We start from the raw sequence: 18036 nt of genomic DNA, 5'->3' as shown, positions 1-18036 counted from the left end.
TCAATCGTCCTCGTCGGCGCGGGCATCATCGAGATTAATAAGTTCGGCTTCAGCGTCCTGAATGCCCTGAGCCTTGGCGCGTTCCAGCCAGCTCCGTCCCTCAACGAGATCCGTCACACCCGCAATGCCACGCACCAGATATCGGCCCAACATCAGCTGCGCCAGGCCATTTCCCCGCTGGGCCGCCTTTCGAAACCATTTCTGTGCGTCTGGCCGGTTCTCTTCAACGTCATGACCGCCGCCATACATTGCAGCCAATGAGAACATTGCGTCTGTATTTCCGCTGTCTGCTGCTGCCTGGTAAAGACTCAAAGCCCGCGCATGGTCACGCCGACCATTGATTTGCCCCGTGACCAGAAGCTGCGCAACGGCGACCTGAGCTTCAGCCATCCCTGCATCGGCAGCTTTTTCCATCCAGTGCATTGCCTGTGTCGGGTCGGGCTGAACGCCACGCCCTTCCAACAACATCCGTCCGTACCAGAACTGCGCATTCACAACGCCATCCGTGGCTTTCTGCATCCAGCGGGCTGCTTCCGCTACATCCTGCGTGCTGCCGACCCCTTCTGCAAAGCATACGCCCAGATTAAAGGCACCAACCAGATCACCCTTTTCGGCAGCGCGCTCGAAACGTTCCTTAAGGGCCTGCTTCTGATCATCTGTCGCTGACGCGCCCGTCAAAATCAGATTCCCGAAATCTGCATCGGCATGATGGTCTCCTGATTCTGAGGCTACACGAAACCAGTGCGTCGCCACATCCGGGTCTCGGTGGACACCATTCCCAGTCAGGTAAAGCAATCCAAGGGCGCGAGCTGCCCCACCGTGTTTCTGCTCTGCAGCCAGCCGATACCAGCTCGCCGCCTCCATAAGATTGGGTGGCAGCTCTCCGCCCTTGGCATAAAGGTCCCCCAAGAGCGCAGCAGACTCTGCATCTCCATTCAGGGCAGCACGGCGCAACCACGTTTCAGCCCGCCCATAGTGCAGCTCAACGCCAACGCCTTCCAACAAAAACAGGCCATAGCGTGCCTGTGCGCCGACGATGTTGCGCTCAGCAGCCTGACGGTAATAGCGCGCAGCAGCCCCCATATCCTGTGGAACACCTGCACCGGCCTCACTCATGCGACCAAGAATGTCGAAGGCAGTGCCTAAACCGCCCTTGGTTGCCTCTTTCAAATGGGATGCCGCAATCTTCCGGGCATCCTCCGTCTCTGCTGAATGTAAAATAGCCAGTGCCAGCCCCAGATGGCCCTGAGAGCATCCGGCTGCAGCAGACTGTTCGTACAAAGCACGAGCACGAGGAAGATCACGCAGGTCTTCCGGGCCATTCGTGAGAATATAGCCCAGCAAAGCTTGAGCATCGGCCGAACCCGCATCTGCGGCGACCTGTGCCCAGTGACGGCCCTGATGAAAATCAGGGTGCCTTTCTCCTGAGACGGGCCGGGCAGAAAGATCCAGTCCTGCCGTTTGTGCCCGAATTTCGAAGCCTTCGGGAAGACCAACGGTATAAAGCGTGGCCAGCACAAAAGTCGCTTCGACATGACCGGCTTCTGCAGCGCCCAGAATCCAGCGAGCACCTTCTTCCAGACTGGGTGGAACACCAGCTCCGTCCAGATAGGCCCGCCCGACGCGAAAGGACGCCTCCATGTCGCCTTGAGCTGCCATACGGCTCAACAGAGCGAAACCACGAACGGTTTCCCCCGTCTCCATCAAATGGATCGCCTGCTCCAGCTTTCCTTTGGAAGAGAGGAGAGACGTAATGCGGCGCTTGAATGTCATGTTGCTCAACTCGGGTACGGCAAAAATGTAAAACGCCCGGACTGGCCGGGCGTTTTCTCAGCCTTATGGCTCTCTCATACCTTCTGTCAGGGTCGGTGTTAGACGACTGAAGAGGTATTGGAGAATGGTCCGCTTTCCAACGTCGATATCAGCTGTCGTCGGAACACCAGGTGCCGGATGGAAGAAATCTGGCTGCCCGTGGAGCGTGTAACGATCAATCCGGAGACGGACCCGGTAATAGACCTCATCACTGGCGCCACCGGAAACCGCACTGGCATCACCTCCCGCTCCAGCGCTGGACTTATCGAAGGAGTCTGCGCTGATAACCCGCACAGTTGCCTCAGCACCGCCATATTGGGTGAAAGGAAATGCAGCAAACTTTACGAGAGCATGATCACCGATTTTGATGAAGGCCGCGTCAGAGGCGCGAACCACAGATTCCATTTCAACGCCATACCCCGTGGGGACAAGCGTCATGAACTGACCAGCCGACTGAAGGACAGAGCCAATGGATGCCTTTGCAATCGTAAGGACAACGCCATCTTCCGGTGCCTTCAGCAGAATCAGGTCCTGCCGCAGACGCGCTTTCTCGTAGGAGCTGTTGTATTCATCAAGATGATGCTGGGTCTCGGTCAGGGTCGTGTAGACCTGCGCCTTCCAGTTCTCGATGTAGCTGTCGCGTTCCGCCCGCATGGCTGCAAGCTTGTTTTCGGCAGAATTGGCGTTCTGCTGGGCAGAAATTTCGGCCCGCTCTGCTTCCATCATGTCGTTCTGCGCGGCAAGCGTGGAGAGACGTGATCCAACCTGATCCGCCTGCTCATGCTGCCGCATTTTCAGAACTTCATCGGCGACCCGCATCTTGCTGGCATACATGGCTGCGTTGGCACGGTATCCCTGCATATCGCTTTGCAAGCCAGCGATCTGTTGATCGTAATTCTGGATATGGGCGCGATATTCATTGCGACGACGCAGGAAAGCTGCACCCTGCCGAACAGATGCAGGGTTTGACGTATCAACATGGTAGTCCTGATCGTCAGCTTCTGCTTTCAGACGATCCAGTTCAGCCTGATATGAATCTCGCTGCTCGGCCATATTGGTCATGTCAGCTTTCGTGATGGTCGGGTCCAGATGTGCGAGCACCTGGCCTTTCTTCACAAAATCGCCGACCTGAACATCAATCGAGTGAACAATCGACGTTTCCAGTGGCTGAACAACAATGGTCGGCTGGGTAGAAACCAGACGTCCCGTCGTGCTGACAATTCGATTGAGCGGAAACAAAGCCATTCCGGCCAGACACGCGAGGAACAGGCCTCCAATCAGCCAAATTGTGTAACGTGCAGATGCCGTGGCGGGCAGATTGACCAAGCCAGCCGTCGGAGAATGAAACTCCAGCAGCGCAATAGGCATGCCCTGCGGAGCAAACGGATCTGTTGCCGTCCGCGGAACATGGCTGGTGTAGTTTTCACTACCATTCTCTTCAGGAGACTGGTCGTTGTTCGGGATCATGTCGGAGGAGCTCATGTCTTATTCTCCTTCGGCCAGTTGGTCTGCATCATCTGGAGACGCCGAAGCATTCATATGACGGTTCTGCTGCATCCAGAGCGTGCGATAGATTTCGCAGCGTTCCAGAAGAACATGATGCGGTGCGATATCCATGAGCTTGCCTCTGTCCATCACAGCGATCTGATGGCAGTTCACAAGGGAAGAAAGGCGATGGGAGACGATCACCATCGTGCGCCCCTTACCAATCCGCTGAAGATTGGCATTCACCAGCGCTTCGGATTCCGGATCGAGCGCCGACGTTGCTTCGTCCAGAATCATCAGTTTCGGATCACAAATGACAGCACGGGCAATCGCCAGTCTCTGTCGCTGACCACCAGAGATATTGGTGGAGCCTTCTTCAATCCAGGTATCATACCCGGCCGGCATTCTTTCGATAAATTCCTCGGCTCCTGCAAGACGAGCAGCACGAACGACATCGTCAATCGTCAGGCCTGGGCGGCCTGCTGTGATGTTATCACGCACTGTTCCACGGAACAGGAAGTTATCCTGCAGAACCACACCGAAAGAACGGCGCAGATGGGTCAGATTGATTTCACGCAGGTCTACACCGTCCAGACGCAGATACCCGGTATAATTGCGGCTGACACCCTGCAAGAGACGGGTAACGGTCGATTTACCCGAACCTGAACGTCCCACCAGCCCAAGCATGGTGCCGGCAGGAACTTCGAACGCTACATTATCCAGAGCCTTCGTAGTCGACCCCGGATAGGAGAAGTTGACGTCCATGAAGGAGAGGGCACCCTTGATCCGGGGCCGCATTCCTGTCGTCAGAGCCTTCGTTTCGGTCGGCTGGTTAAGCACTGCACCCGCCTCAACCAGCGAGACCGTTACTTCATTGATGGCTTCCATCAACTTCGCCAGCCCCACCAGAGGGGCTGCGACACGTCCACCCAGCATCATGAAGCCTGCCAGTGAACCGGCCTGCATGTTGCTTGCATTGGTTAGCACAAGATACGCACCAACAAGGATCACACCACGGTTGATGAACGCATCAAACGGCATGACAAGCGTCTGCGGCCAGTTGGACATACGTCCCGCTGCCAGCTTCCAGCGAACCACCTCAGCCGTTTTCTGATCCCACTCTTCGCGACGGGTCGATTCCAGCGCAAGGGTCTTGACGGTTCGAATACCAGCGACCGTTTCATAGAGGGTCGATCCACGACTCATCTCAGCGCGGATCTGCCGCCCCATAACACGCGTCACAGCAGGCAGGAAAAGAACCACGATCAGGCCGATACAACCTGCAGAAGCGAGCGTCAGCCAAGCTAGTGTCGAACTCAGCAAGAAAAGAACCGGAAGAATCACAACCAGTGTGAAGAGGTCCAGCATTGTGGACATCAACTGGCCAGTGAGAAAGTCACGGACTTTGAAGACCGCAACAAAGCGTCCCAGAATTTCACCCGTCTGCTCGCGTTCATAGAATTCAAGCGGCAGGGCAAGCAGACGATTGTAAGCGTGCAGCGAAATTCTTGCATCCAGCCGGGACGAGAGGACAAGAGACAGTTCCCGCCGCGCATACGTCAGAAGAATTTCGTAGAACGTCAGAATCAACACAAAAGACGACAACGAGACCAGCGTCGCCATGGAATGGTAATTTACGACGCGATCCAACACCTGCATGACAATCAGAGCCGGGAAGATCTGAAGAATACTCAGGATCATGGATGCAAAAGCGATGTCCCGAAGGATCTTCTTCTCTCGCATTGCCATCTTGGCAAACCAGAGCAGATCAAACCGGGCATCAGCCTCGGATTCATCACGACGGCGCTTTACGAGAAGCACATCGCCTGTCCAAACCTGCGACAGACGGAGCTCATCTACCGGGATTGGCGTGTCGCCATCCCCTCCCATCGGATCACGGAGCCAGACAACGCCTTTTTCAGGGTTTGTCGCCACCATGAGGCCGGCCGAGCCGTCCTTGAACATCAGAACAACAGGAGGAGAATTCTGCAGGCGCAAAAGGTAGCGCCACTTCAGACGCATTCCCTTGGCAACCGCGCCCTGTTCGTTCAGCCAGCGCGCAAGAGATGCGGGAGACGGTGTGTTCTCCCCAGGCTCCGCAGCAAAATCTCGGATATCGAGTTCAAGCCCATGAAACCGGGCTGCAGCCAAAGCGGCATATAGTCGGATGACTGCCGGGCTTACGTCCCTTCCGGGGCCAGACACGCGCTGGGTTTGATCCACGAAACGTCCTCTATGCTGTGGTCCCGCACAGGCGGCATCAAAGGCAGAAATGCCCGTTCATATTTCATGAATAGAGAATACTGTCTTTTCCGTCACCTCCCCCTGTCTTCGCGAACGGAAAAATCTTTACAAAATACAGTCACTCCCAGATCGAATCTGCTTAGGTTTACATAAAGATAAAACCAACAACTGTTGGTTGAACTGTTGTGACCTCACATCTTTGCATCCGGATGCCCATGTTTTCCGAACAATGAGTGACCGGAAAATTTCTTGATTTCTTTTCTTTCTCCATCAGGAAACCTATCTCTCGAAGCTCTGTCACACGGGCACACAAGGATGTTGCATGCAGATCTCCCGGCATTATGCCTCCCTGCCCGAGCGCTTTTCGAGCGCATTGGCCCCCCGCCCCTTTCGTAATCCGCAACTGGTTGCCCTTAACGAACCGCTCGCCACACGTCTCGGGCTCGATAGTCACTGGCTTCACCAGAAAGAGGGTCTTGCTTTCCTGAGCCAGGGTCAGCGCCCTGACGGAGCGTCACCAGTCGCGATGGCCTATGCCGGGCATCAATTCGGGCATTTTGTTCCTTCGCTCGGGGACGGCCGCGCAATGCTGGTCGGAGAACTGACGGACAAACAGGGCAAAGTGTGGGATCTGCACCTCAAGGGATCAGGCCCTACGCCATTTTCCCGTCGGGGAGACGGCCATGCGGCTTTGGGGCCTGTTTTACGGGAATACCTGGTCAGCGAGGCCATGGCCGCACTCGGCATTCCCACAACACGTGCGCTTGCAGCCCTTACGACAGGTGAGAACGTCATTCGAGAGACGCTTATGCCGGGGGGCGTAATTGCACGGGTCGCCTCTACGCACGTCAGGGTCGGGACATTCCAGTTCTTCGCTGCACGCCAGGATCGGGAGGGCCTGACGCTCCTCGTAGATCATGTCATCGAACGACTCTATCCTGAGCTAGCAGACAGCCCCAACCGAGCCTTGGCGCTTTTAAATGCTGTCATTGACCGCCAGGCTCGGCTGATTGCCCAATGGATGCTGGTCGGATTTATTCATGGCGTCATGAACACCGACAACATGTCCATTGCCGGAGAAACGATCGACTTTGGCCCCTGCGCCTTCCTTGATGGCTACGACCCCGGAAAAGTCTTCAGCTTCATTGATCAGAATGGCCGGTATGCCTACGGGCAACAGCCGGATATGGCGCTATGGAATTTAGGTCGTCTGGCGGAAGCACTTTTGCCATGTATTGATGCTGATACTGATCACGCAGTCAGCCTTGCGACAGACACGCTGAGCCGTTTCGACAGCATTTTCGGGGAGGCTTATCTTTCCGGATGGCGTCGAAAGCTCGGCCTGTTCTCGGAAGGTCGGACGGATACGACCCTTATCTCCCGTCTTTTAACCATGATGCATCGTGACGAGGCGGACTTTACGCTCACGTTCCGGCACCTGAACACCGTGGCCCGCACAGACGACGCCACAGCTTTTCTGACTCAGTTCAAAGACAGGGAAGCTGCCACTGCGTGGCTACAAAGCTGGAAAGAAAGACTGGATACGGAAGATCAAACGGCTGACGCGCGTTTTGCGCTCATGCAGGTAAGCAATCCTCGCATTATTCCCCGTAATCACCGGATTGAAGCAGCCATCAAAGCCGCACTAACAGGGGATTATACCCTCTTCCACCAGCTCGCCGCGGCTCTCGCTCGCCCGTTCGAGGACGCCGATGATGGGCTCGATCTGCCACCAACCTCGAACGAACATGTCCGCAATACGTTCTGTGGGACCTGAAAATCTTCAGGCTGGCTGAAATGTCAGGCGACTGTTGTTGAACAGGCGTCTGACCTGACAGTACAGAGCCAGAAGATCCGGCATGCAGGTGTTGTGAAGTGCGCGTACGCTTTCATGCGTTGCGTAGAACCGGAGAGTATCCATCCCACGATTCATGATGGCCGTGCCCAGAAACACGCCGTTCACATGAATAACCTTGGAATTCAGCATCAGTCTTGACCTCAGTTGCCCTTCCGCCCCAGGAAGAACCTATCTTTCCACGCCACTGACACCAGCCAGGGCGCTGCAATAACGGGGTTCATGCCAGATCGTTTCCCGTTAGAGCGTGACCTTTTTATGATAACCTGTGACAGCATCATGACCGGGGGGATGGACTTGCCTCCAGCCATGCGGGAAAACGCTGGCATGTCCTGCAAATCATCATCCGCCGGGGCGAACCGGTCCGCTGCCGACCTTCCCCATCTCTGGCTGCCCTACACCCAGATGCAGACGGCTCCTTTTCCTGTGGAAGCCATCCGCACGTCCGGAAGCCGGATTACGCTGTCAGACGGGCGCGAACTCGTGGATGGAGTCGCTGCCTGGTGGACTGCCTGCCATGGCTATAGCCACCCTCACATTCAGCAGGCACTGGTTCGGCAGGCCAGCGACATGCCTCATGTAATGTTCGGGGGCATGGTTCACGAACCGGCCCGGCGTCTGGCAGCACGTCTGGCTGAACTTCTGCCCGGCGATCTTGAACGCACGTTTTTTACAGATTCCGGCTCGGTGGCGATGGAAGTCGCCGTCAAGATGGCAGTTCAGTATCACATCAACCGTGGCACGCATGGCCGGACAAAGATGCTGTCTTTCCGGGGCGGCTATCACGGGGACACACTGGGCATGATGTCCATCTGCGACCCGGAAGAGGGCATGCACAGCCTTTTCGCGGGCGTTCTTCCCCGCCAGATCCTTGCGGACCTTCCAATTGATGATGACAGCACGGCCAGACTTGAAGCCCTGCTGGACGCTGAAGGGCATACAGTAGCCGCCATCGTCACGGAGCCGCTGGTTCAGGGGGCAGGCGGCATGCTGCTTCATAGCCCGGACGTTCTGCAGCGCCTTCGCAGCATGTGTGACCGATACGGCCTTCTGCTCATTCTGGATGAAATTTTTACCGGTTTTGGCCGAACCGGAACGATGTTCGCCTGCGAGCAGGCTGAGATCGTCCCCGATATTATTGCTCTCTCCAAGGCCCTGACCGGCGGGACGATGGCCCTGGCTGCAACCGTGGCGAGACGAGGCGTTTTCGAAGCGTTTCTCTCCACGGAAGCTGGCAAGGCTCTCATGCACGGGCCGACGTTCATGGCCAACCCACTGGCCTGCGCCGTGGCGAATGCGTCACTGGATCTGTTCGAACAGGAACCCAGACTGGAACAGGTTGCTCGCATCTCAGCTCAACTCCATCGGGAGCTGGAACCATGCCGCGGACTTCCAGGCGTGAAAGATGTTCGCGTGCTAGGTGCAATCGGCGTGGTAGAACTGGAAAACATTGCAGACCCTGACGTCCTGCGCCGCGCGTTCGTGAACCAAGGGACATGGATCCGCCCCTTCCGGAACATTGTGTATCTGACGCCAGCATTCACGATTAGCGAGGAAGATCTGTCTCTTCTGACAGCCAGCATTGTCACTGTTCTCCGGAACAACGCATGAGCCTGTTTGACGCCCATTTCACATCCGCTCTTCACGACCGCGAGACTGCGGGAACACGGCGAACACTGCGTCCGGTCACACGGGACGGACAGACCATCCTGCGAGACAGCCGTCGCATGATTGATGTGTCCTCAAATGATTATCTGGGCCTTGCCGACCACCCGCTGCTCAAAGAACGTGCCTCTGACTGGGCTTTGCGCTTTGGAACGGGGGCACGGGCGTCCCGTCTTGTGAGTGGAACGTTGGAAATCCATCAGGCTGTCGAGCAGAAGATGGCGCGCTTCAAAGGATATGAGGCCGCGCTGCTCTTTGCATCGGGCTGGCAAGCCAATGCCTCGGTGGTCCCTGCCCTGTGCGCCCTTTCGACCGCTCGGACTGGTCATCCCATGCTGGTTTTTGCTGACCGGCTGAACCATGCCAGCCTCCATCACGGATGTGCAGCAGCGGGCGTCCGACAGCATCGTTTTCGCCACAATGATCTTGCGCATCTGGAGACACTGCTCAAACGGGAAGCCACCGAGCCTGGCTTGCGGATGATCGTAACAGAGAGCGTGTTTTCCATGGATGGGGACCGCGCAGACATTCCCGCCCTGCGCGCTCTGGCCGATCTCTACGATGCGTTCCTGTATGTTGATGAAGCCCATGCCACGGGCGTTCTTGGAGCCCATGGGCATGGGCTTTCCGGCGGTTTGGCTGATCTGACAATGGGCACATGCAGCAAAGCCCTTGGGGGAATGGGAGCTTATATCGCGGGCTCCAGGCCTCTCTGTGACTATCTGCTCAATCACGCTTCAGGCTTTATCTATAGTACGGCCCTTCCGCCGGCTGTCTTGGGAGCCATTGATGCCGCACTAGACATTATTCCGACGATGGATCGTGAACGGCAGACACTGCTGGGTCAGTCAGGCCACCTTCGAACGATTTTGAACGCGGCTGGTCTTTCGACAGCAGAGTCGTCTACGCAGATTGTGCCGGTCCTGATCGGTGAATCCCAACGAGCGCTTGATGTTGCCAGGGCATTGGAAAACGAAGGTTTTCTCACCGTAGCCATTCGACCCCCAACCGTGCCTCAGGGAACGGCACGATTGCGTCTGGCCCTGCACGCTGGACTGACAGACTCACAGATTACTCAATTGGGCGAGGCCGTTACCCGGCTGGCATGTGAGCACACGCCATGACTGTCTCCCTTTATCTCGTTCATGGCTGGGGATTTGACGCGTCTTTCTGGGACCCAATGCTTCAGCGCCTTCCCAGCCTCAAAGCGTCCGTCGTGGATAAGGGATATTTCGGATGCCATTACGCAGCCCCTAAACCGGAGCAACCTTATCTGGCGATCGGCCATTCCGCAGGAACACTGGACCTGTTGGGACAGGATCTTCCCGGATGCCTGGGGCTCATAATGTTCAATGGGTTTGGACGGTTTTCTGAGAGCAACGATTTTCCGGAAGGCGTGCCCCTTCGCGTTCTGGAAAGAATGAAGCGCCAGCTGCAACGCTCCCCTAAAACGGTCCTGAACGATTTCCGCCAGAGATGCGGAACGGACAAACCCATTCCGTCAGATCCCGTGACGGCCGTTCTGAATCAGGGTCTGGAACACCTGATTCAGAACGATGAACGCAATGCAGCGACCCGCTGGGGGAACCAGCTTCACTGGATGACAGGACTGTCAGATCCGTTCCCTCCTGCCCAGGCAGGTTTCAGTGTTCCAGGTAAAAGGGTTGAAGGCGGCCATCTGCTGCCTCTCGAACAGCCTGAACTCTGTGCTGATTTTGTGCTGCGTCAGGTCGAACAGCATGGATGAGCGCAAACGCCAGATCGTCACCCGTTTTGATGAGGCGGAGGACTATGACGCTGCGGCAGATATCCAGCGCCGTTGCGCCGCTTTTCTGGCCGAACGAATTGTCGCTGACCTGACCGAGACTCAGCCTGCCCATATTCTCGAATTCGGGTGTGGCACGGGTTTCCTCACAGAGCATCTCTCCAGAGACTTCCCCAACGGCGCTATTCTCGCCACCGATCTCGCCCCGACTATGCTCGCACGCGCCAGATCGCGCCTTCACGGGCAGAAGAACATCGCCTTCAAGGTCATGGATGGAGAGCGCCCGGATGCGACGGGACCATTTGACCTGATCGCATCGAGCCTGTGCTTCCAATGGTTTGAAAACCGCAGCAAGGGGCTCGAACGTCTTTGCCGCTTACTGGCGCCGGGTGGCACTCTGATGATTGCAACGCTCCTTGAGGGGAGCTTGAAAGAGTGGCGCTCAGCTTGCCAGAAGACAGACGCCCCGTGCGGCGTTCCATCCTATCCCGGCGCCCCCATGCTTCAGCAGGAATGGCCCTCTGGAGGGCACGGCCAATGGCATACCGCAAACATGCAAGATCCGGTCCCAAACGCCAGAACATTCCTCCGCAGATTACAGCAGATCGGCGCGTCTCTCCCTAGCAAAGGAAGCACTCCTGCGGGAGTACACGCACTCAGGCGCGCCATGTCCTGTTTTGACAAAGAGCACACCAGCGTCACCTACGCCTTGGGGATCGGAATTTTCAGGAAGGATATGCCATGAACAGCTTTCGCGGTGTGTTCGTCACCGGTACGGACACCGAAATCGGCAAGACGCTTGTCAGTGCGATCCTGACGAAAGCCTGGACTGCGACGTACTGGAAGCCGCTTCAAACGGGTCTTTCTGACGAAGCAGGCGATACCTCTACCGTCAAAGCTCTGGCTGTCCTTCCGCCTGATCGGATTATTCCTCCAGCCTATGCTCTTCAGGCCCCTCTCGCGCCCTACGCAGCGGCGGCGCTGGAAAACGTTACAATCAATCCCGGACGTCTTGTTCTTCCCGCCGTCAAAGCGCCCCTTGTCGTTGAGGGTGCGGGCGGCCTGATGGTGCCCGTCCGAAGCGACATGATGATGATTGATCTCATGCAGCGACTGGATCTTCCCGTCGTTCTTGTTGCGCGAAGCGGGCTGGGAACCATCAACCATACGCTCCTGAGTCTCGAAGCGCTTCGTCGCAGAGGCATTCCCGTTCTGGGGGTCGTCCTCAGCGGGCCTGAAAATCCAGGAAATGCACGCGACATTGCTCATTTCGGGAACGTTCGGATCCTTTTCAGCGTTCCACGTCTAGAGAGCATAAATGAAACCGTCGTTTCTGAAATTTCTGGCCGTGTACCGCCGCTTTGTGTCTTGCAGCAACAGAATTCACAATGATGTGTTCTTTTTGGGATGTGCCATGAAAAGAACACATCCGACCCTTGTGAAATAGCTGCGTAATCATAGAACGTCTCTTCGCAACGAAGTGCATCCGGCGTATCGCTTGATCAAAGACCGCTCTCTGATTTCAGGGGGAGGCATACAACTGGGACTGTTGGGAAAAGTATGAGTATCCTGCGTCGTGATCTGGTAAAGCTTGGGGCAGGCCTGTCCCTGATGGGAACGTCTGGCCGCTTCGCTTATGCCCAGTCCGCGCCGCCTGCTGCCAAGCAGGCTCCAAAGACTGTTCCGTTTGACAATGGAACTGTTCGCGCCATTGCGCAGAAACTGGCCAGATCTCCTTACGCTCCACCTCCGCAAAGTCTGCCCTCTGCCATTTCCAATCTGGATTTTGACCAGTTCCGGGGCATTACATTCAACCCTGACCGCGCCCTCTGGCATGGGCAGAGTCTGGCGTTTGAGGTCGAGTTTTTTCCGCGCGGCTTTCTCTACAAGCCTCGGATTGCGATGAATGAAGTCATCGGCGGCCAATCGACACCGATTGCCTACGACCCTGACCTGTTCAGCTACGCCAACCCAATGCTGCGCGTCACCGATGATCTGGGCTTTGCCGGTCTTCGCCTGCGCTACGCCATCAACACACCGGGCGAAATGGAAGAATGTGCCGTATTTCTCGGCGCATCCTATTTCCGTGCGGTGGCCAAGGGGCAAAACTACGGCTTGTCCGCCCGCGGCTTCGCCAACGGCACTGGCAACACGAAAGGCGAGGAGTTCGCGTTATTCCGCGAATTCTGGCTGGAAAAGCCGGAACCTGGCGTTCAGTCCGTTGTCATTCATGCGCTTCTGGACAGTCCGTCCGTCACGGGAGCTTTCAGCTTCACGATCCGCCCCGGCGACACGACCGTCTTTGATGTACAGTCATCGCTCTTCCCCCGGCAGGATATTACCGAGTCCGGCATCGCGGCTCTCACGGGCATGTTCTATTTCGATGCCAACGAACATAACCACGTCGATGACTGGCGCCCGGCCGCCCATGACAGCGAGGCGCTTCAGGTGTGGACCGGATCTGGGCAGCAGCTCTATCGTCCACTGGTCAACCCCACGGACCTCCAGTTTTCGGCCTTCCAGGATAGCAGCCCGCACGGCTTTGGCCTGATGCAGCGCAAGCGCTCTTTCCATGACTACGAAGATCTTGCCCTCAACTACGAAAAGCGGCCGTCCCTGTGGATCGAGCCCATTGGCAACTGGGGTGACGGAGCGGTTGATCTCGTGGAAATTCCGACGCCCAATGAGGTCAACGACAACATCGTGACGTTTTGGCGGCCAAAAGACGCTCTTAAGGCCGGTCAGGAATACAACTTTACCTACCGAATGTACTGGGGTTGGGATACGCCGTGGCCCACACCGCTGGCACGTGTTGCTGGGACCCGTATCGGTGCAGTCACGGACCACGCCGATGCACGAATGTTCGTGATCGACTTTACGGGCGCGCCATTCCAGAACATTCCGCAGGACGCACATTTCCACCTGATTTCACAGGCTTCACCCGGCACCATCCGGAATGTTGTTGTCGAGCCCAACCCGAACATCAAAGGCTGGAGAACAACCTTTGAATTCGTGCCGGGCGATGCCAAAGCCTCTGAACTCCAGGCGCAGCTTGCAAGCGATCAGGGTCCGATCTCAGAAAAATGGATGTACCGTTGGACGCCGTAACCAATATGTCTCCGTCCGAAGCACCGTTCCTGCCTCATGAGGCTCCGCTCAGGATGGAGCCTCAAAACCTCCATCAGCAGCCTGATCGGCATGGCCGCCCTTTCAGGGTTCTGGACACGACGCCGAAGACGCTCTGGCTGCGACGCCTTTTCGTGTTTGGCTCAGCGCTCGCGCTGACCGGGTTTGGCATCTACAGGATCAATCAGGTTTTTAACTCGTTAGGCGTGTCTACGCTTGGCGTGATTGTGCTGATCCTGTTCGCCATTCTCGGTTTCTGGATCGCGCTTTCCTTCACCTCAAGTCTTGGTGGGTTCGTCTCCCTGATCACACGCGGAGGCCTTGGGCTCGGCATTCATCGGGACGGTGCTCTTCCAGTGCTGAAAGCACGGACTGCCGTGCTGATGCCGACTTATAATGAAGATCCGGAACGCGTTCTGGGCGGCCTGAAGGCCATCTATGACAGCATTCTTGCCACCGGCCAGATTGATGCGTTCGACTTCTTCATTCTGTCTGATACGACCAATCCGGACGTATGGTTACAGGAAGAGCGTGCCTTCCTTGCCCTCCGTCGGGCCACTGGTGATGATCGGCGCATTTTCTATCGCCGCCGCCATCAGAATACAGATCGCAAGGCAGGCAATCTGGGCGACTGGGTGACACGCTTTGGTGACTCGTACCAGCAGATGCTCACCCTTGATGCTGATAGCGTGATGGACGGCAGCCTGATCGTGCGTGTCGTTTCCGCCATGGAAAACCATGAGGGCGTCGGGCTGATCCAGACCCTTCCGGTTATTGTGGGCGGCCGGACATTATTTGCCCGCATGCAGCAGTTTGCAGGCCGCGTATACGGCCCCCTCATTGCCCATGGCATCGCTTGGTGGCATGGCTCGGAAGGAAATTACTGGGGCCATAACGCCGTTATCCGGACACGGGCTTTCGCCGAACAGGCGGGCCTGCCCCATCTGAAAGGCCGACCACCCTTCGGCGGCCATATTCTCAGCCATGACTTTGTCGAAGCAGCACTCATGCGACGCGGTGGCTGGGCCATTCACATGGTGCCTGGGCTGTTCGGGTCTTATGAGGAAAGCCCCCCGTCCCTGACGGATGTGGCCATCCGTGACCGGCGCTGGTGTCAGGGCAATCTCCAGCACGCCAAGATCATTGGAACCAAAGGCCTCCACTGGGTCAGCCGTACACACATGCTGACGGGCATTGGTTCCTATATCATGTCTCCGCTTTGGCTGTTGTTCCTGCTGTTCGGAATCCTGATTTCCCTTCAGTCGCATTTCTATCATCCGGAATATTTCGGCACGAAGCCGACGCTTTATCCGCACTGGCCACGCGTCGATCCTGTGCAGGCAAAGTTTGTGTTCATCGGCACGATGGGCATCCTTCTGGCGCCAAAGTTCCTGGCGTTCATCGCCATGATGTTTGATCGCGCTGCCTTGCGCGGTTCCGGCGGTGCTATCCGGCTTTTCCTTTCCATCATTCTGGAAACCCTGATTGGTGGCCTGATTGCGCCGATTGCCATGCTGATCCAGACGTCTGGAGTTATCTCCATTCTGCTGGGCCGTGATTCTGGCTGGAATGCCCAGAACCGTGAAGACGGGCGGGTTTCACTCCGTGAAGTTGCACGTGGATACTGGGTTTACACAGTGTTCGGCCTTCTGCTGGCCGCAGCTGCATGGTCCGTTTCACACGCACTCTTCCTGTGGATGACACCAGTGTTGCTTGGGCTTGTGCTGGCTATTCCACTCGCGGCCGTTACAGCCAGCCGCGACGTTGGACTGGGACTCCGTCGGGCTGGATTTCTGCTGATCGAAGAAGAAACGGCCCCGCCGCCTATTCTTCGTCTTGCAGAAGAAAACGAACGGTTGCGCACAGAAGCCCTGCACGCGCCTCATCAACCGCCTAGCGAGGCATTCGCCCTTCTGCGGACGGATCGGACACTTTTAGACGCTCACCTTGGCGCACTTCCGCCAACCCGCAAGGCTGGCAGTGCGATTGATGCCAACCTGCTGGTTGGACTGGTCAAGCTGAAAGAGGCGCCCTCCATCAAGGCCGCCCTTTCCAAACTGACCCGACAGGAAAAGGCCTCAGTCCTCGGGGCGGCCGAAGGCGTCGCACTCGTCGAGAACCTTCCGGACTAACCCTCTCTGTGGCTGGCAAAGTATCCAGCTACAGATTATTTACTGTCAAACGCACTCCGGGCGGCTTCCACTTCAGACAGATTTTTCTCTGCCCAGATCCACACCCCACAAAATGCTGCACCCAGACTTAGTCCCAGCGGTGTAAGACGATAGTCCACTCGTGGCGGAATAACCGGATGAATCGTACGGGTCACCATTCCGTCCCGTTCCATTTGCCGGAGTGTCTGGGTCAGCATCTTCTGGCTTATCCCCTCGACTTTTCGTGCCAACTGCGTGAAGCGCAATTCCTTGTGCTCTTCCAAAACCTCCAGAATGATCATCGTCCATTTGTCAGCAACGCGACCAATGAGTTCCGTCACCAATCGCTCAACGCGCGCATCGCACTCCGTAAGTGGCGTTGCTTCGGCCAAACGCTTGGCACGGCGTTCAGGCGAGGCTTCGTAGGGGTTATCCGTCATAGGGGTCACTCTCTTTTCAGTGCGTATAAATCTTTGAGGTGCCTTCTTTCGAATTGACGATAGCCCGCTAGATAAAGTGTTCCAATTCTCAATGGAGCAACTCCAATGAAACCGAGCGGAAACACAATCCTGATCACTGGTGGTGGCTCAGGCATAGGTCAGGCCCTTGCACAGCGACTGCATGATGCTGGCAACACGGTTATTGTCGCCGGGCGTCGCCAGAATGCTTTGGATAAGACGATCGCCGGTCGGGCGAACATGCATGCACTGGTGCTGGATATTGAAAGCCCAGAGGGGATTGCCGATTTTACAGAACGGCTTCTGGGCGCATATCCGTCACTTAATGTTCTGATCAACAATGCCGGCATCATGCGATTTGAAGATCTGGCGCAGACGCATGATCTGACGGACGCCGAAGCGACGATTACGACCAACCTCCTTGGGCCGATCCGCCTGATCAACAGCCTGACGGATCATCTGGTTAAGCGGCCGGATGCCGTCGTGATCAATGTGACATCCGGGTTGGCATTCGTGCCGCTGACGACAACACCCACCTATAATGCCACCAAAGCCGCGATCCATTCCTACACGATTACCCTCCGAGAGGTTCTGAAAGGGAAAGTCGAGGTTATCGAACTTGCCCCACCCGCAGTGCAGACAGGCCTCACGCCTGGCCAGGAAACGCGCCCCGGCTATCAGCCCCTGACGGACTTTACGGATGAAGTCATGGCATTGCTGACGCAACAGCCCACGCCACCGGAAATTCTTGTCGAACGCGTGCGCTTTCTGCGCTTTGCAGAGGCCAATGGTCACTTTGATGAAACACTGATCAAGCTCAATGCTTTTGCCGCGCAAGCCCGCAACGGTTAAGAGGCCAATGCTCATAAAAAAAGCCCCGGGGCAGTTGCTCCGGGGCTTTTATCAGCACGAAAACTCAGAAGAATCAGTTGCCGAGGCTCTGAGCCTTTTTGAAGAGATCGCGGCAGACCAGAACCTGCTTGTCCTTCGGGAGCGTAGAGATGTCGAACGGCGTGTTGCTGCTGGTCTGGAGCAGACCACGACCACCCAGTGAGTAGTACTGGTCATTCTGGACATCGGAGCGCTTGGCAAGCTTACGGGATGCCGAGCGCGGCCCTGTACCCAGCGAGAGCTTCTTATGGATGCAATAGGACGTCAGGCCTGCCACGTTGCCGGCCTGGGCATTGTCGATGGACGGCATGCCGTTCTCGCCAAGCGTGCCAGGTGTTGATGCAGTTGCAATACCGTTGAGATTACCGACGGCCTGCACATGATTCGGCGTAATCACGGCCTGGGTTCCTGGTGGAACAATCGGCTGTCCTGGCTGCGGTGCTGTCTGTGCAAAGGCAGCTCCGGAAACAGCGAGGCCAAGTGCGGCTACGGCGGCAAAATACTTATTGGTATTCATGGATGGAGTCTTTCCATGTTCGATATTATTACACAGCGGCTATTCAGAAATATAATCACCAGAGCAAT

The 18036-nt window shown here is 56.6% G+C and carries 15 protein-coding genes; 9 read left to right on the top strand and 6 right to left on the bottom strand.

Going from position 1 to position 18036, the window contains the following annotated elements; all coding sequences use genetic code 11:
- From M2305_RS08250 to M2305_RS08240, 3 genes are all read right to left on the bottom strand, one after another.
- Positions 1-1773 carry a tetratricopeptide repeat protein gene (locus tag M2305_RS08250; protein ID WP_264649090.1) on the bottom strand — a complete coding sequence of 591 codons (1773 nt, stop codon included), beginning with the start codon at positions 1771-1773 and terminating at the stop codon, positions 1-3.
- Between the two features lie 63 nt (positions 1774-1836).
- The gene (locus tag M2305_RS08245) at positions 1837-3294 is read right to left on the bottom strand and encodes an HlyD family type I secretion periplasmic adaptor subunit (protein ID WP_198942053.1); all 1458 of its coding nucleotides are present in this window, start codon (positions 3292-3294) and stop codon (positions 1837-1839) included.
- Between the two features lie 3 nt (positions 3295-3297).
- Complete coding sequence (locus M2305_RS08240) at positions 3298-5520, bottom strand: peptidase domain-containing ABC transporter (protein WP_408870819.1); 2223 nt, start codon at positions 5518-5520, stop codon at positions 3298-3300.
- A gap of 343 nt (positions 5521-5863) precedes the next feature.
- Between M2305_RS08240 and M2305_RS08235 the strand changes: the two genes are divergently transcribed.
- The gene (locus M2305_RS08235; RefSeq protein WP_264649089.1) at positions 5864-7318 is read left to right on the top strand and encodes a protein adenylyltransferase SelO; all 1455 of its coding nucleotides are present in this window, start codon (positions 5864-5866) and stop codon (positions 7316-7318) included.
- Between the two features lie 6 nt (positions 7319-7324).
- On the opposite strand, the gene M2305_RS08230 is transcribed toward M2305_RS08235, so the two are convergent.
- Entirely contained in the window at positions 7325-7528 is a 204-nt protein-coding gene (locus tag M2305_RS08230; RefSeq protein ID WP_046900711.1) for a hypothetical protein, read from the bottom strand.
- A gap of 159 nt (positions 7529-7687) precedes the next feature.
- On the opposite strand from M2305_RS08230, the gene M2305_RS08225 reads away from it, so the two are divergent.
- The 7 genes from M2305_RS08225 (at position 7688) to mdoH (ending at position 16084) form a co-directional block, all read left to right on the top strand.
- Positions 7688-9007 (top strand): adenosylmethionine--8-amino-7-oxononanoate transaminase, encoded by a 1320-nt coding sequence (locus tag M2305_RS08225; RefSeq protein ID WP_408871466.1) that lies wholly within the window; start codon positions 7688-7690, stop codon positions 9005-9007.
- Complete coding sequence (locus M2305_RS08220; protein WP_264649088.1) at positions 9004-10185, top strand: aminotransferase class I/II-fold pyridoxal phosphate-dependent enzyme; 1182 nt, start codon at positions 9004-9006, stop codon at positions 10183-10185. The genes M2305_RS08225 and M2305_RS08220 overlap by 4 nt, the downstream gene beginning before the upstream one ends.
- Complete coding sequence (locus M2305_RS08215; RefSeq protein WP_264649087.1) at positions 10182-10808, top strand: alpha/beta hydrolase family protein; 627 nt, start codon at positions 10182-10184, stop codon at positions 10806-10808. Before M2305_RS08220 ends, M2305_RS08215 begins: the two co-directional genes overlap by 4 nt.
- On the top strand, positions 10801-11571 hold the full coding sequence (locus tag M2305_RS08210) for a methyltransferase domain-containing protein (protein ID WP_264649086.1): 771 nt from the start codon (positions 10801-10803) through the stop codon (positions 11569-11571). The genes M2305_RS08215 and M2305_RS08210 overlap by 8 nt, the downstream gene beginning before the upstream one ends.
- Complete coding sequence (gene bioD / locus M2305_RS08205) at positions 11568-12218, top strand: dethiobiotin synthase (protein WP_264649085.1); 651 nt, start codon at positions 11568-11570, stop codon at positions 12216-12218. The genes M2305_RS08210 and bioD overlap by 4 nt, the downstream gene beginning before the upstream one ends.
- Before the next feature lie 168 nt (positions 12219-12386).
- Positions 12387-13934, top strand: a complete 1548-nt coding sequence (locus M2305_RS08200; RefSeq protein WP_099211713.1) for a glucan biosynthesis protein — start codon at positions 12387-12389, stop codon at positions 13932-13934.
- On the top strand, positions 13910-16084 hold the full coding sequence (mdoH, locus tag M2305_RS08195) for a glucans biosynthesis glucosyltransferase MdoH (protein WP_211500509.1): 2175 nt from the start codon (positions 13910-13912) through the stop codon (positions 16082-16084). Before M2305_RS08200 ends, mdoH begins: the two co-directional genes overlap by 25 nt.
- A gap of 35 nt (positions 16085-16119) precedes the next feature.
- Here the strand turns inward: mdoH and M2305_RS08190 are convergent, their stop codons facing one another.
- On the bottom strand, positions 16120-16542 hold the full coding sequence (locus M2305_RS08190; protein WP_264649084.1) for a winged helix-turn-helix transcriptional regulator: 423 nt from the start codon (positions 16540-16542) through the stop codon (positions 16120-16122).
- Between the two features lie 105 nt (positions 16543-16647).
- On the opposite strand from M2305_RS08190, the gene M2305_RS08185 reads away from it, so the two are divergent.
- Positions 16648-17412 (top strand): SDR family oxidoreductase, encoded by a 765-nt coding sequence (locus M2305_RS08185; RefSeq protein WP_264649083.1) that lies wholly within the window; start codon positions 16648-16650, stop codon positions 17410-17412.
- Positions 17413-17485: 73 nt separating this feature from the next.
- Here M2305_RS08185 and M2305_RS08180 read toward each other — a convergent pair whose 3' ends face one another.
- Positions 17486-17968 (bottom strand): DUF2501 domain-containing protein, encoded by a 483-nt coding sequence (locus M2305_RS08180; RefSeq protein WP_086633450.1) that lies wholly within the window; start codon positions 17966-17968, stop codon positions 17486-17488.
- Between the last annotated feature and the right edge of the window lie 68 nt (positions 17969-18036).

Source organism: Gluconobacter cerinus, from assembly GCF_025961355.1.
Lineage (GTDB): Bacteria > Pseudomonadota > Alphaproteobacteria > Acetobacterales > Acetobacteraceae > Gluconobacter > Gluconobacter cerinus.
This window is presented reverse-complemented; position numbering and strand designations above follow the sequence as displayed.